At 72.5% G+C, this 14,341-nt stretch carries 11 protein-coding genes; 5 read left to right on the top strand and 6 right to left on the bottom strand.

Going from position 1 to position 14,341, the window contains the following annotated elements; genetic code table 11:
- Positions 1–89 precede the first annotated feature (89 nt).
- The 4 genes from FRAEUI1C_RS25370 (at position 90) to FRAEUI1C_RS25355 (ending at position 4,511) form a co-directional block, all read left to right on the top strand.
- Positions 90–845, top strand: a complete 756-nt coding sequence (locus FRAEUI1C_RS25370; RefSeq protein ID WP_013426219.1) for a DUF4230 domain-containing protein — start codon at positions 90–92, stop codon at positions 843–845.
- Positions 846–1,017: 172 nt separating this feature from the next.
- Positions 1,018–1,902 (top strand): crotonase/enoyl-CoA hydratase family protein, encoded by an 885-nt coding sequence (locus tag FRAEUI1C_RS25365; RefSeq protein ID WP_013426218.1) that lies wholly within the window; start codon positions 1,018–1,020, stop codon positions 1,900–1,902.
- Positions 1,903–2,109: 207 nt separating this feature from the next.
- Positions 2,110–3,300: a ferritin-like domain-containing protein gene (locus FRAEUI1C_RS25360; protein ID WP_013426217.1), complete on the top strand. Its 1,191-nt coding sequence runs from the start codon at positions 2,110–2,112 to the stop codon at positions 3,298–3,300.
- Positions 3,301–3,593: 293 nt separating this feature from the next.
- Positions 3,594–4,511: an exodeoxyribonuclease III gene (locus tag FRAEUI1C_RS25355; RefSeq protein WP_013426216.1), complete on the top strand. Its 918-nt coding sequence runs from the start codon at positions 3,594–3,596 to the stop codon at positions 4,509–4,511.
- A gap of 277 nt (positions 4,512–4,788) precedes the next feature.
- On the opposite strand, the gene FRAEUI1C_RS25350 is transcribed toward FRAEUI1C_RS25355, so the two are convergent.
- On the bottom strand, positions 4,789–5,451 hold the full coding sequence (locus tag FRAEUI1C_RS25350; protein WP_013426215.1) for an Hsp20/alpha crystallin family protein: 663 nt from the start codon (positions 5,449–5,451) through the stop codon (positions 4,789–4,791).
- 514 nt (positions 5,452–5,965) lie between these two features.
- Between FRAEUI1C_RS25350 and FRAEUI1C_RS25345 the strand changes: the two genes are divergently transcribed.
- Positions 5,966–8,779, top strand: a complete 2,814-nt coding sequence (locus FRAEUI1C_RS25345; protein WP_083819635.1) for an ATP-binding cassette domain-containing protein — start codon at positions 5,966–5,968, stop codon at positions 8,777–8,779.
- A 29-nt stretch (positions 8,780–8,808) separates the two neighbouring features.
- On the opposite strand, the gene FRAEUI1C_RS25340 is transcribed toward FRAEUI1C_RS25345, so the two are convergent.
- The 5 genes from FRAEUI1C_RS25340 to FRAEUI1C_RS25320 form a co-directional block, all read right to left on the bottom strand.
- Positions 8,809–9,654, bottom strand: coding sequence for a TetR/AcrR family transcriptional regulator (locus FRAEUI1C_RS25340; RefSeq protein WP_013426213.1), 846 nt, complete (start codon positions 9,652–9,654; stop codon positions 8,809–8,811).
- A 169-nt stretch (positions 9,655–9,823) separates the two neighbouring features.
- Entirely contained in the window at positions 9,824–10,846 is a 1,023-nt protein-coding gene (locus FRAEUI1C_RS25335; RefSeq protein WP_013426212.1) for an NAD-dependent epimerase/dehydratase family protein, read from the bottom strand.
- Between the two features lie 11 nt (positions 10,847–10,857).
- Entirely contained in the window at positions 10,858–11,976 is a 1,119-nt protein-coding gene (locus FRAEUI1C_RS25330) for an NDMA-dependent alcohol dehydrogenase (RefSeq protein WP_013426211.1), read from the bottom strand.
- 60 nt (positions 11,977–12,036) lie between these two features.
- On the bottom strand, positions 12,037–12,717 hold the full coding sequence (locus FRAEUI1C_RS25325) for an EthD domain-containing protein (protein WP_013426210.1): 681 nt from the start codon (positions 12,715–12,717) through the stop codon (positions 12,037–12,039).
- The gene (locus tag FRAEUI1C_RS25320; RefSeq protein ID WP_013426209.1) at positions 12,714–14,213 is read right to left on the bottom strand and encodes an aldehyde dehydrogenase; all 1,500 of its coding nucleotides are present in this window, start codon (positions 14,211–14,213) and stop codon (positions 12,714–12,716) included. Before FRAEUI1C_RS25320 ends, FRAEUI1C_RS25325 begins: the two co-directional genes overlap by 4 nt.
- Positions 14,214–14,341: the final 128 nt, after the last annotated feature.

Below are 14,341 nucleotides of genomic sequence, written 5' to 3'. Positions count from 1 at the left end.
GGCCGGATCTTGGCAAACCTGTAGCCCGGCGATTGTCTTGCAGGTGACGAACCTGCGTGATAGCAGGGTTTCTGGGTACTTTCCGCGCCATGAGCGACGAGTCCGGCCGGAGGGACACCAAGTCCACCGGCACCCTGCCTCCCACCACCCCAGATGCCGCCTCCGGCCGCGGTGGCCGGCGCGGCCCGCAGCTGCCCGGCTTCGGGGGCCTGATCAGGCTCGTGGCGCTGTTGGTCGTGCTGGCGGTCGCCGTCAGCGCGATCAGCTTCGTCGCCGGCTGGCGGCCCTCCTTCCTCCACAACCCCTTCAAGCATCAGACCATCGACCGCAGTGAGCCTGCCGTGCTGCGTTCCCTAGAGACGATCAACGACTACCACGCGGCCAGCGGGCACTTCGAGGTCGTCGTCGACACCCAGAGCTCCACCAAGTACATCCCGTCCTGGCTGTCGGGCGAGCAGGTGCTCTTCGTCGGCGTCGGCACCGTCGACTCGGTCGTCAGCTTCAAGGGCCTCGACGCCAGCCGGGTCAAGGTCTCGCCTGACGGGAAGTCCGTGACGATCACGCTGCCGCCACCGACGCTGAGCAAGCCGAACCTCGACCTGCAGAAGAGCTACGTGGTCGCCCGCCAACGGGGTGCGCTCACCCGGATCGGCAACTTCTTCGGCGGGCAGAGCTCGGACAAGAACGTCTACGTCAAGGCCACCCAGCAGATGACCTCGGCCGCCTCCGCCGACGGCCAGCTGGTCAACCTGGGCAAGGACAACACGGCCGGGATGCTGCGTGGCCTGCTCGGCGCCCTCGGCTACACGAACGTGACCGTGACCTTCGAGGAGGACAAGAAGTAAGGCTTCTCGCCGCGGGCTGGGTCGTCGTGGACCCAGCCCGCTGCTGCGTTCGGGAGCAGGGAGGCCTCGCGGCGCCTCATTGTGCGACGGTAGGCGGAGGCCGGGCGGGCGTCGGGCGGCCAGCTCCTGACGCGGTGCGGCTGCTGGCTCTTGGGACCTGGGAGGCGCCGCGATGACGACGACGGACGACCGCGCGACCGACGGCTCGCTCGGCGAGCTCACCGACTATCCCGTCGCGGCCGGCAAGGCCCTGCGAGTCCAGCGCCGCGGCCCGGTCGCCCAGGTGACGATGCTCGGCCCCGGCAAGGGCAACGCGATGGGGCCCGAGTTCTTCGCCGAGCTGCCCGTGGTGTTCGCCGCGCTGGACGCGGACCCGTCGGTGCGGGCCGTCGTCCTGGCCGGCTCCGGGCCGAACTTCTGCTACGGGCTCGACCTGGCCTCGATGCTCGGCGACCTGACCGGGACGAGCTCACGGGACGGCGGGCTCGCCGGTGCCCGCACCGCGATGCTCGGGAACATCCGGACGCTGCAGCGCGCGATCGACGCGGTCGCCGAGTGCCGCAAGCCGGTCGCCGCCGCGGTGTCGGGCTGGTGCATCGGCGGTGGTGTCGACCTCCTGGCCGCCTGCGACGTCCGGTTCACCAGCCGGGACGCCCGGTTCAGCATCCGCGAGGTACGCGTCGCGATCGTCGCCGACCTTGGCAGTCTCCAGCGGCTGCCCGCCATCATCGGCGACGGCCATCTGCGTGAGCTGGCCCTGACCGGCAAGGACATCGACGCCGCCAGGGCCGAGAAGATCGGCCTGGTCAACGACGTGCTGCCCGACCAGGCCGCGGCCCTGGCCGCGGCGCACGAGTTCGCCGACGCCGTCGCCGCCAACCCGCCGCTGGTCGTCCAGGGCGTCAAGGAGATCCTGGAGGTCGGCCGGGCCGGCGCGGTCGGCGCCGGGCTGCGTTACGTCTCCACCTGGAACGCGGCCTTTCTGCCGTCCCACGACCTGAACGAGGCCGTCACCGCCTTCGTCGAGCGCAGGCCGGCCCAGTACGAGGGCCGCTGACCCCCGCGGGCGATCACCCCGTGCCGGTGCTCGGGCCCGGGCCGATTCGACGGATCGGCGGCGAGGGGATGTGCGGAGGCGGCGGATTTGGCACGATCGGGGGTGGTGTTCTGTTGACGTTCCCTGACCTCGGCGAGCACCGAGCAGGAACCGAACCGAACTCCGTCCGCCGCGCCTGGCCGGCGGGCCGTGAGGGGGCCGCGCGCCATGTCCACCTTCCCGCAGTACATCGCTCCCGTCGCGCCACGGACCTGGGACGTTCCCGCCGCCGGCGCCGCCCGGTTCAGCTGGGAGTACGACGACGGGCGCGAGCGGTTGCTGGCCCTGTACCAGAAGGGCAAGGACAAGCAGTGGGACGCGGGCACCCGCATCGACTGGTCGCTCGACGTCCCCTACGGCCGGCCACTGGGCCTGCCCGACGAGTCGGTCGCCCTCTTCGGCACCCCGGTCTGGGACAAGATGAACGACCGGGAGCGCGACGAGGTGCGCCGCCACCTCGCCAGCTGGCAGTTCAGCCAGTTCCTGCACGGCGAGCAGGGCGCGATGATCTGCAGCGCCCGGATCGTCGAGTCGGTCCCCGACCTGGACGCGAAGTTCTACGCGACGACCCAGACCATCGACGAGGCACGCCACGTCGAGGTGTACGCCCGCTTCCTGCACGAGAAGCTCGGCCTCGTCTACCCGATCAACGACCACCTGAAGGCGCTGCTGGACCAGACGCTCTCGGACAGCCGTTGGGACATCCCGTACCTGGGCATGCAGGTGCTCATCGAGGGGCTGGCGCTGGCCGCGTTCGGGGTGCTGCGGGACCTGACGCCGCTGCCGCTGCCCAAGCAGGTCCTCGCCTACGTCATGCAGGACGAGGCGCGTCATGTCGCGTTCGGCCGGCTCGCGCTGCGGGACTACTACCGGCAGCTGTCCGACGCCGAGCGGGCTGAGCGCGAGGAGTTCGCGGCCGAGGGCTGCTACCTGATGTACGAGCGGATCAACGGCTCCGAGGTGTGGGCGACCCTGGGGCTCGACATCGCCGAGAGCACCGAGCTGGTCAAGCGGTCCGACTACATGCGCATGTTCCAGACGCTGCTGTTCAGCCGGATCGTGCCGTGCATGCGGGACATCGGGCTGTGGGGGCCGACGATCCGGGACGCCTACGAGAAGCTCGGCGTACTGGAGATGGCGAACGTCGACCTCGGCGCGCTGATGGCCGCGGACGAGCGGGCCGCCGACGACCTGGACCGCGAGCGTGAGCAGGTCAGGGCCGAGGCGGATCTCGCCGCCCGCCAGGCCGAGGTCGCCGAGACGATCGCCGAGGCGGACGCCGGCGCCGGTTCGGACCCGGACGCGCGGCTCGAGGTCCTCGAGGCCCTGCCCGACCTGCCAGCGCGGGCCAGCCTCTGACCCCTGCGACCCGGGCCCGTCCCTGAGCCCGGCGCCGGTCAGTCTCGGAGCCCGGTGCCGGCCTGTCGCCGTACAGGCCACTCTCGGAGCCCGGTGCCGGCCGGCCGCGCACTTGTCCAGCTTGATCGGCTTTTTGGCCCTCCCGTGGTCGTTCCTGACCTCGATTCGCGACCACCCGAGGGCCGAAACAGCGATCAAGCAGGCACCGCGGCTGCGGGGACCGGCGCAGGCCTCCCGTCACCGTTCCGGGTGGGATCTCGGGGTTGTCGGACCGGGGGACTAACGTTCTCGATGTGCGGATCGCGACGTGGAACATCAACTCGGCCAAGGCGCGGCAGGCTCGGCTGATCGAATGGCTCGACCGGGCCCAGCCCGACGTGGTCTGCCTGCAGGAGACGAAGCTCGACGACGAGGCGTTCGCGGAGAACTTCGACGAGGACCTGTTCCGGCGCGGCTATCGGTACGCGCATCACGGCGACGGCCGCTGGAACGGGGTCGCGCTGCTGTCCCGCGCGGGCCTCGACGACGTCGCGCGTGGCTTCGCCGGCGATCCGGGCTTCCCCGAGCCGGAGCCGCGGGCGATCGCGGCGACCTGCGGTGGCATCCGGGTCTGGTCGCTGTACGTGCCGAACGGCCGCACCCCCGATGACCCGCACTACGCCTACAAGCTGCGGTGGCTGGCCGCCCTGCGTGACACGGTGGCCGAGGTCGCCGCGCACCAGCCGGTGATGGCGCTCGGCGACTTCAACATCGCCCCGACGGACGCCGACGTCTGGGACCCGGCGGACTTCGTCGGCGCCACCCACGTCACCGAGCCGGAACGGGCCGCCCTGCGGGAGCTGACCGGCGTCGGCCTCATCGACGTGCTGCGGGCCCGCTGGCCAGACGAGACCGTCTACACGTACTGGGACTACCGCGCGTTGTGCTTCCCCAAGAACATGGGGATGCGCATCGATCTGACGTTGGCGGGCGCCGACGTGGCCAAGCGGGTCGCCGCGGTCTACGTCGACCGAGCGGCCCGCAAGGGCACCGGCACGTCCGACCACGCCCCGGTGATCGTCGACCTCGACACGGCGCCCGACGGCGACATCGGCCCGATGGTCCCGCCCCCGTCCGCCCGCAGTTCCTCCGGCCGGGGCTCGGGCCAGCGCGACCGCGCGGCCGCGACCATGCGCCGCAAGGCGGCGAGCCCACCCGCCACCGGCGACTGACCAGAACCCATGTGCACCGGTCCGGGTATCCAGACGCGGTTCTTCGACCGGGGCTCGGGCCAGGGGACTGTGTGGCTGACGCCTTGTGCCGTGAGGCGGCGGGCGTGGCTGTCACCGGGCGACTGACCGGAGCGGACGCGCAGCGGGGGGCCGGGCCTCCTTGGCGGAGGCCCGGCCCGCTGCCGGCGGGGTGAGGCTGGCGGCGCGGTCCCTGACCGCGCGGGGCCCCCGGCGGCTGGTTCCGCCGCCGTCGAGCTGACCGCCAGCTGGTGCTGCGTCAGGCCGCGGCCTGGTCCCCGGACTCCGCGGAGGTACCGACCTCGGCCGCCGGACCGGCGGAGACCTGCTCGCCGACGGGAACCTCGGCGACAGGCGCGGTGGTCGTCACCGGGGCCGGCTCGCCGGCGGGAACCTCGGTGGCCGGGACCGCGGTCGTCACCGGGACCCGAGTGCTCGCGGGCACCGCTCCCGCGCCTGGCAGGCGAACGGACAGCACGCCGCGGTCATAGGTCGCGACGACCTTGTCGGCGGCGACACTCTCCGGTAGCGAGAACTCGCGACGGAACGAACCATGCCAGCTCTCCCGCCGGATCCGGCCGCCCTCCGCCGACTCGGTGGAGCTGCCGCGCTCCCCGCGCACGACCAGCCGGCCGCGGGCGATCTCGACCGCGACGTCCTTCTCGACGTCCAGGCCCGGCAACTCAAGGTTGATCACGACGTCATCCCCGGCGGTCACGACGTCCGCTGACGGGACGATGCCCCGGAACCCGGGGCCGAAGGTCGCCACGGCCTTGCCGGCCGGCGCGGTCCGCGCTGCCGGGGCGAGGCTCGCACGCCTGGCACGCGGCCGGTCCCACCCGAACGAGCCGCGCACGACGGCGTCGAACTCCCGGTCCAGACGGTCCAGCACCGCGAACGGGTCCCACACGTAGGTGCTCATTCCACAACGCCCCTCTCATCGCCCGGACGTGCCCCGGGTCCGCTACCACTCCTGGAAGCTTACAAAACTTGAGTCCAGGACGCTCAGTCTTACGAACGGACCAACAGGCAGGTTGATTCCCCCTCGGGCAGCAATCTGGACGCCGCTGGTGCAGGCCTGGCGTCGTCCTGCCGCGCGGGTTCGGGGTGGCGCGCCGGATGCCGGATGCCGGACGCCCGGCGTCGGGAGCGCGGCCGGGCGTCGGGCGCCGGGAGGGCCGGGCCTCGCGCGGCCGGGCCTCGCGCGGGCGGGCCGGGGCCCGGGCGGGTCCGGGCGGGGCCTCGCGCGGGCGGCCCGTCGCGGCGTGGGGCACGACCGGGCCGGGGCGGGCTTTTGCCGATAGCGGGAGGTAACTGGGCGCCAGATGCCTTTCGGGTCGCAAACGAGACAGGCTGGGGGGCATCTGTCCGTTCCGTCGGCTACCTAGGCGCACTAGCCTGTCAGGCCAAAGGTCGACTTCTTTGGGGGAATCCGGGTGGGCAGCACCACGCTTCGAGTGACGACATCTTCTGGCGAGGTGCGGCTGCAAGGTCCTGAACCCGTGTCCATCGGCCGATCTCGGGACTCGGCCGTGCAGGTCAACGACAGCAAGGTGTCGCGCCAGCACGTGCTGCTCTCGCCGTCCGCCACCGGCTGGCGGGCCGTCGACAAGAGCGCCAACGGGATCTGGCGTGACGGCCGGCGGATCTCCGAGCTGGAGCTCGCCTCGGGCGAGGAGGCCCGGATCCGGCTCGGCGGCGTGGATGGCCCGGAGGTCGTACTCGCCGCGGTCCCCGCAGCCGCGTCACCCGCGCCGCCGGCCGGCCTCGCCAGCCCTGCCGGCCCCGCCAGTCTGTCCAGCCCCGCCCGCCCGTCCAGCCCCGCAGGTCTGCCCAGCCCCGCCGGCCCGGGCCCGGGCCCGGGCGGCCCCGGCAGGCCAGCCGCGCCGCTCCAGCCCGCCTCGGGTAGCGCGCCCGCGCCGTCGGACGCGGCGGAGCTCTCGGCACGCGGCACGTCCCGGCACGGCCAGGCGGGCCAGCACGGCCCGGGCGGCCCGGCGAGCGGGGCGATCGACCTGTCGACCAGTGCGAACCCGGCCGTCCCCACGGCCCGCAAGGTCCACGCGATCTCCGCCGGGCGGATCCGGCTCGGCCGGTCCCGGGACAACGACGTGACCGTGCCCGACCTGCTCGCCTCCCGCCACCACGCCGAGATCTACCTGCACCCGAACGGCGCGGCCGAGGTCGTCGACCTCGGCACGGCCAACGGCACGTTCGTCAACGGCCAGCGGGTGGCCCGGGCCCCGATCAGCCAGCGCGACGTGATCGCCGTCGGGCACCACCTCTTCCAGCTCGACGGCGCGTCGCTGGTCGAGTACCGCGACTCCGGTGATGTCGCGTTCGAGGCGCAGAGCCTCAACGTCTGGGCCGGCACCAAGCAGCTCATGCACGACATGACGTTCCGGCTGCCGGCGCGCTCGCTGCTGGGCGTCGTCGGGCCGTCCGGCGCGGGCAAGTCGACGTTGCTGAACGCGCTCACGGGCTTCCGGCCGGCCGACGCCGGTACCGTCCGGTACGCCGGCCGGGACCTCTACGACGAGTACGACGAACTGCGCCGGCGCATCGGCTACGTGCCGCAGGCCGACCCGCTGCACGCCCAGCTGACCGTCAAGGAGGCGCTGGAGTACGGGGCGGAGCTGCGGTTCCCGGCCGACACGACGGCGGACGAGCGCCGCGTCCGGGTCGACGAGGTGATCGGGGAGCTGGGGCTCACGCAGCACGCCGACACCCCGGTCTCCCGGCTGTCGGGTGGCCAGAAGAAGCGCACCAGCGTGGCGCTCGAACTGCTGACCAGGCCGTCGCTGCTGTTCCTGGACGAGCCGACGTCCGGCCTCGACCCGGCGAACGACAAGGCTGTCATGGACACGCTGCGCAACCTGGCGAAGGGCGGTGGCGCCGGGTCCGCCGACGAGCAGGGCCGGACCGTCATCGTCGTCACCCACAGCGTGCTGTTCCTCGACCGCTGTGACTACGTGCTGGTGCTCTCGCCGGGCGGCTACATCGCCTACTTCGGGCCGCCGGACGGCGCGCTGAGCTACTTCCACCGGGCCGACTTCAAGGACTTCGTCGACACGTTCCGCGAGCTGGAGGAGACCCCGGGCGAGCAGATGGCGGCCCAGTTCCGGGGCTCGGAGTACTACGTGCCGTCGGCGATGGTCGCGCCGCTGGTGCGCACGGCCCCGCCGGCACTGGCGAGCGTGCGCCAGCAGCCGGTGTCCTTCCAGCTCTCGACGCTGACCCGCCGCTATCTGAAGGTCATCATCGCGGACCGCTCGTACCTGCGGCTCATCGCGCTGTTCCCGATCCTGCTGGGCGTGATCCCCCGGGTGATCCCGGCGCCGCACGGGCTGGGGGTGATCGCGAACCGGCCCAACGGCGACGCGGCCAAGGTGCTGGTCGTGCTCATGCTGTGCGCCTGCTTCATGGGCATGGCGAACTCGGTCCGCGAGATCGTCAAGGAACGGGACATCTACCGGCGAGAACGCACGATCGGCCTGTCCAGGACGGCCTATCTCGGCTCGAAGGTCGTCGTCCTGACCGGCATCACCACCGTGCAGTGCTTCGTGTTCACGCTGATCGGCCTGCTCGGACGGACTCCGCCCGAGGCGGCGGTGCTCGGTTCGCCGCTGCTGGAGTGCCTGGTCGCGATCATCGTCGCGGCGCTCGCCTCGATGATGATCGGCCTGTTCGTCTCGACGCTCGTCGACAACGCAGACAAGACGATGCCGTTCCTGGTCCTGGTGACCATGGCGCAGCTGGTGCTGTCCGGTGGTCTGATCACCGTCAGCAACTCGGTCGGGCTGGCCCAGCTGAGCTGGCTCGCCCCGGCCCGCTGGGGCTTCGCGGCGATGGCGTCCACCGACGACCTGAACGCGGTGGAGTTCCTCGGCCGCACGCCGGACAGTGACCCGCGGGACGTGCTGTGGAACCACACCGCCGGTGTGTGGCTGCTGGACATCGTCCTGGCGATGGTGATCGGCGCGGTGATGCTCTACCTGACGACCGTCATGCTGCGCCGGATCGAGCCGAAGGTCGGCCGGCCCGCTGCCGTCGGGGTCGCCGCCGGTGCCGTCGCCGCGTACGCCGGGCCGTCCTCGGGTGCGCCGGGCTACGCCGCTCCCGGCTACGCGCCGCCGGCCGGGCCTGGCGCGTATCCGCCGGTCACCGGCCCGCCGAGTGGCGCCATGCAGTGGCCGCAGCAGCCGGGCTCCCCGCAGGCGCCCGGCCAGTGGGGCGGACCCGCCGGCTGACGGCGGGGGCGGTCGCGCGGGGTCCCCTCTTAGAGGACGCGGGGGACCTTCGGGCCGGTGACGCCCCAGAAGACCAGCCGGACCATCGCCTCGCGCAGGTCGCTGACGTGGATGTCCCAGGACTCGAAGCCGGGCTGGTGCGCGGCGACGTGCGCGAGCATCGAGACGAGCGCTCCGGCCATCGCCATCGGCTCCAGCTCGGCGCTGCGGCCCGCCCGGGTCTGCGCCTCCTCGATCACCGCGGCGAGCGCCCGGGTGATCGCGTTGAGCATCCGGACCCGGGCCCGGCGGAACCGCAGGTCGCCCTCCTCGGTGAGCAGGTCGACGACCCGCAGCACCGGCTGGTGCGTCGTCCAGAACGACAGAAACCCGTCGACCAGCGCCTCGGCGCCGCGCAGTCCCGTCGCTCCCCGCCAGGGCTTGGTGCCGACCAGGTCGGACAGCTGCGCCCCCTGGTCGGCGACCTGCTCGGCGAGCACCAGCATCGCCGTCTCCATGTCGACGAAGTACTGGTAGAACGTCGCGGGTGACGTGCCGGCCTCGCGGCTGATGTCGGTGACGGTCAACTCGCGGTAGGGCGTGCTCTCCAGCATCGTCGCGGCGCACTCCAGCAGCCGGGCCCTGGTCGCGAGCCCGCGCCGGCCGGGGACCCGGCCGTCGGCCGCGCGTGGTGCGGGGCCGTTCGCGGTCGTCCTCGGGTCCTGCTCGCCGCTGCCGGGGCCGGTCTCCGGCGTCGCCGCCGAGCCGGCCGGGTCGGGCTGGAGGTCGGACTCCGTGCCGACCTTCAGGCGCGCGGACGCGGTCCCGGTGCGGGATCGCGCGCGGGCACGGGTGGGGGCCGGCTTGTCCAGGGCGGGTGCGTCGGTGGGGGACACGCGGTAAGCGTAAGGCGACGACCCGACGGCGCGTCAGAACCCGGCATGTGACCGTGTTCACCAGTCACCGCGTAGTCCCCGGACCAAAGCCTGTGACCGGCAGGGTTGTCGGTCACCAAGCGCTTGGCCCAGGGCGGTCCGGGCGCCGTCACGCTGACGCCCGGTCAGGTCATCCGATCGGTGACGGGGCGTCGGCCCCGGCGCGCGCCAGGTGCGGGTGGCGCGCGGCGACCATCGCCCGCAGTCCCTCCTTCCACGGCACGCGGGCGACGCCGACTCGTTCGTGCAGGGTGGTGAGGTCCATGACGACGCTGCCCAGGGTCGCCTCGGTGTAGTCGAACGTCGCGGGCAGGCCGGTCAGCGCGGTGAGCTCGGCGCACCACTCCTGGACGCTGACCGTCTCCGGACCGGCCCAGTTGAGCACGGTCGCCGGCACGCCCGCGACCGCCAGCAGCCCAGGGATCATGGCGACGGTGTCGTCGTCGTGCAGGAGCTGGTAGCGGGTCGGGGTCGCAGCGGCCTCGCTCGCGCCGAAGACCGGCACGGGCATCCCGGCGGCCATCATCTGCAGGTGGTAGTCGGGCAGGCCGCCGGCCGTCGGCCCGTACGGGACGTTGAGCCGGGCGATCGTCGTCGGCAGGTTGTGACGGCGGGCCGCGTACCGGGCCGCGGTCTCGGCCGCGATCTTGCAGATGCTGTAGGTGTGCAGGAACGGCCAGACCGCGTGGCTGTCGCCCAGGTCGTGGTCCTCGCCGAGCAGGCCGTCGTGGTCCGGCGCGTAGACCGCGCCCGAGCTGCAGTGCAGGAAGGCGGTCGCGATCCCGGCGTACCGCTCGGCCAGCGCGAGCGTCCCCCCGGTGTTGCCGTCCAGGTCGACGGACCACCGGTTCGACTTGACGACGCCGAAGTTCAGCACGAACTCGACCCGTTCGGGCAGCTGGGCGAGGTCGGCGCTGACCAGGTCGACTGGGGCGCAGCGCACCCCGGCTGCCGTCAGCTCGTCGCGCAGCGCCGTGTCCTTGAACCGGGCCGCGCCGTAGACCGTGTTGCTGCGTGCGAGCGCGATCGCCAGCGGCCGGGCGACCTGCCCGGTCACCCCGGTGACCAGGATCGTCCGGTCGACGAGGTCGACCGGGTCGACGCGTGCTGCGTCGACGGGTGCCGCGCCGACAGGTTTCGGGGTGTCAGCCACGCGCGCCTCCGTCAGCTCACGTCGTGGACGATGACGCCGCGGATGTTGCGCCCCGCGAGCATGTCCTCGTAGCCGGTGTTGATCTCTTCGAGCGGGTAGCGGTGGGTGATCAGCTCGTCCAGCTTGAGCTGGCCTGACCGGTACAGGCGGAACAGCATCGGCAGGTCGGAACGCGCGTTGCAGGCACCGAAAAGGCTGCCGCGCAGCTCCTTCTGGAAGATCGTCAGATCGAACAGAGAGAGCTTCACGTCCGCGTCGAAGACCGGGGTCACACCGGTGACGACGACCCGTCCACCCTTGGAGACCAGCCCCATCGTCGGCGCGATGTGCTCCTCGCCCCGGACGACGCCGATGGTGATGATCGCGGCGTCCGCCATCGCCCCCAGGGTCAGGTCGCGGACCAGCGCGGTCGCCTCGTCGAAGTCGGCGGCGGTGTGGGTCGCGCCGAACAGCTTCGCGGAGTCGCGCTTGCCGGCCACCGGGTCGACGGCGACGATCCGCTCCGCGCCGGCGATCCGGGCGCCCTGGATGGCGTTCATGCCGACCCCGCCGGCGCCGATGACCACGACGGTCTCGCCCGGCACGACCTTCGCCGTGTTGACCGCCGAGCCGTAGCCGGTCGGAACGCCGCAGGAGACGAGCGCGGCGACGTCCATCGGGATGTCGTCGTCGATCTTCACGACGCTGCGCTCGTGCAGCACCGCGTACTCGCTGAACGTCCCGAGGAAGCAGATCGCCGAGCAGTCCTGGCCGCGGGAGTGGAACCGGGGGGTGCCGTCGATCCCGTAGCCCATCATCAGGTTCGCGCCGAGGTCGCACAGGTTCGACCGGCCGCTGGCGCACCACCGGCACTGGCCGCAGCTGGGCATGAACGTGCAGATCACGTGGTCGCCCTCGGCGAGGCCGGTGACGCCTGGGCCGACGGCCTCGATCACGCCGGCACCCTCGTGGCCACCCACGATCGGCGTGCCGGCGCCCATGTCGCCGGTGCGCAGATGGTCGTCGGAGTGACACATCCCGGCGACGTGCCACCGGACCAGCACCTCACCGGCCTTCGGCGGGTCGAGCTCGATCTCTTCGACGACCCACGGCTGGTTCAGCTCCCACATCACGGCAGCCTTGGTCTTCATGGCCTCAGGGCCTCGCTCTCTGCTGACAAGCCGGCGCCGGAAAGATCATCGTTGCGTCTCCTACGGCTGCTGCACGTACTCGCCGAGCACGTACGCGTGGGAGCGGTACCGCGCCGCCGTGGCGTCCGGCAGCGTCACCAGGTCGACGGCGTGCACCGGTGGGGCGCCGGGGCTGAGCGTCCCGAGCACCCGGTAGCGGACCGTCCCCGGGATCGCGTCCGGGCCGCCCGCCTCGTCGGCCGCCTCCTCCGCCTCGGCGCCGTCGAGGAAGATCCGGGCGATCACCACGCCGGGCGTCCGTTCCCGCACAGTGGTGGGCCCGGCCGGCCCGGCGGTCGGGACGAGCACCTCGCGGCTCACCCGGTACATGTGGAAGCCGACGAGGAAGCTCGCCGCGTCGTCGATCACGGCCTTCCAGTTCTCCGCCGAGTCCCAGCCCTGGTCCGGGTCGACGAAGGCGTCGACGGACGCCGTGTGGATCTCGGTGATCGCGTCCACCGGCAGCGGCAGGGCGCCGTGGCCGCCCTCGACCAGGCGGACGACGTAACGACCGGTCGCCGTCGAGTGCGCCACGCTCATCGGTGCGTGCACCCCGAGGTAATGGTCGCGGAACTGCTCGTCGGACAGGCCGTCCTTGCGGGTGAACAGGAACAGCAGGATCTCCCCGGCGGCGTCCGTCGCGCCGTCGCCGGCGGCGGTGCTGGTGGCGGCTAAGGCGGCGGGGGCCGCGTCGGCGGTCACACCCGCGCTCCGGCGGCGTCCGTTCCGTCGCGAGGCGCTGGTGGCTCGGCGGGAGTCCAGCCGGCCGGGAGGTTCACCGACTGGTACTCCAGGTACGCCGAGAGACCCTCCGGCCCCAGCTCGCGGCCGACGCCGGACTCCTTGAACCCGCCGAACGGCGCCGCGTTCTCCAGCATGAACGTGTTGACGTTGAACGTGCCGGTGCGGATCCGGGCGGAGACCTCGAGCCCGCGGTCGGTGTCGGCCGTCCACACCGAGCCCGACAGGCCGTAGCGGGAGTCGTTGGCGATCGAGACGGCCTCGTCGACGCCCGAGTAGGGGATCACCGCCAGCACCGGCCCGAAGATCTCCTCCTGGGCGATCTTCATGCCGTTGTCGACCTCCGAGAAGACCGTCGGCTCGACGTAGAAGCCCCGGTCCAGCTCGGCCGGCCGGCCGCCGCCCAACGCGACCTTCGCGCCCGCGTCCCGCCCGGCGGCGATGTAGCCCTCGACCCGCTCGCGCTGCCGGGCGGCCACCAGCGGGCCGATCTCGGTGGCGGCGTCCAGCGGGTCGCCGACCTTCATGGCGGCCACCTTGGCGACCACAGCCTCGACGATCTCGTCGTAGCGTTCCCGCGGCGCGAGCAGCCGGGTCTGCGCGACGCAGGCCTGGCCGTTGTTCATCAGCGCCGCCGGCAGCAGCGCCGGCAGCGCGGCCTCGATGTCGACGTCGGGGAGCAGCAGCGCGGCCGACTTGCCGCCGAGCTCCAGGGTGCAGCGGGCCAGCCGCTCCCCGCAGATCGCGGCGATCCGCCGGCCGGCCGCCGTGGAGCCGGTGAAGCTGATCTTGTCGACGCCGGGATGGCGGACCAGGTGCTCGGCGACCTCGCGGTGGGCCGGCACGATGTTGACGACGCCCGGCGGGAGCCCGGCCTCCTCGACCGCCTCCGCGAGCAGGATCGCGGACAGCGGCGTCTCCGGCGCCGGTTTGATCACGATGGTGGAGCCGGACGCCAGCGCCGGCCCGAGCTTGAGCGCGGTGACGTAGAGCGGCACGTTCCACGGCACGATCGCGCCGACGACGCCGACCGGCAGCCGCCGTACCAGGGCCGGGCCGAGCATGCCGGCGCGCACCTCGGTGAACGAGAACGTCCGGGCCAGGCCCGCGAAGTAGTCCAGCGCGAACGTCGCGGAGTAGACCTGGCCGAACAGCGCCCAGCTCACGGGGCTGCCCATCTCGGTGCTGATCACCCGGGCGGCCTCCTCGGCGCGCCGGTTCAGCACGGCCGTCAGACGCCCGATCGCGTCGGCCCGCGCGGCCGGGGACAACCGCGGCCAGGGGCCCTTGTCGAAGGCCTCCCGCGCGGCGGCGACGGCGGCGTCGAGGTCGGCGACCGTGCCCTCCGGAACCCGGCCGACCACCTCCTCGGTGTGCGGCGAGACCACCTCGATCGTGTTCGCCCCGGCAGGGGCCACCCAGCCGCCGCCGATGAACAGCCGGTCCTGGACCTGCATCGTCGCCTCCGTCTACCGGCCGGGCCGGCGAGGTGGGGGAGTGGCCTGCGTCACTGGTTCAGATGCCGAAAAACTAGTACGAGTTCTAGAAATCCGCAACGCTGTCCCGGTGCCCGCCTGGCCGGCCG

The organism is Pseudofrankia inefficax, assembly GCF_000166135.1.
GTDB classification, from domain to species: Bacteria; Actinomycetota; Actinomycetes; order Frankiales; family Frankiaceae; genus Pseudofrankia; species Pseudofrankia inefficax.
This window is presented reverse-complemented; position numbering and strand designations above follow the sequence as displayed.

Excerpts from the sequence above, each read along its gene's own strand:
- FRAEUI1C_RS25370 (WP_013426219.1), top strand. The coding sequence starts at position 90 with ATGAGCGACGAGTCCGGCCGGAGGGACACCAAGTCCACCGGCACCCTG.
- FRAEUI1C_RS25350 (WP_013426215.1), bottom strand. The coding sequence starts at position 5,451 with ATGAGCACCTACGTGTGGGACCCGTTCGCGGTGCTGGACCGTCTGGAC.
- FRAEUI1C_RS25320 (WP_013426209.1), bottom strand. The coding sequence starts at position 14,213 with ATGCAGGTCCAGGACCGGCTGTTCATCGGCGGCGGCTGGGTGGCCCCT.
- FRAEUI1C_RS25365 (WP_013426218.1), top strand. The coding sequence starts at position 1,018 with ATGACGACGACGGACGACCGCGCGACCGACGGCTCGCTCGGCGAGCTC.
- FRAEUI1C_RS25360 (WP_013426217.1), top strand. The coding sequence starts at position 2,110 with ATGTCCACCTTCCCGCAGTACATCGCTCCCGTCGCGCCACGGACCTGG.
- FRAEUI1C_RS25330 (WP_013426211.1), bottom strand. The coding sequence starts at position 11,976 with ATGAAGACCAAGGCTGCCGTGATGTGGGAGCTGAACCAGCCGTGGGTC.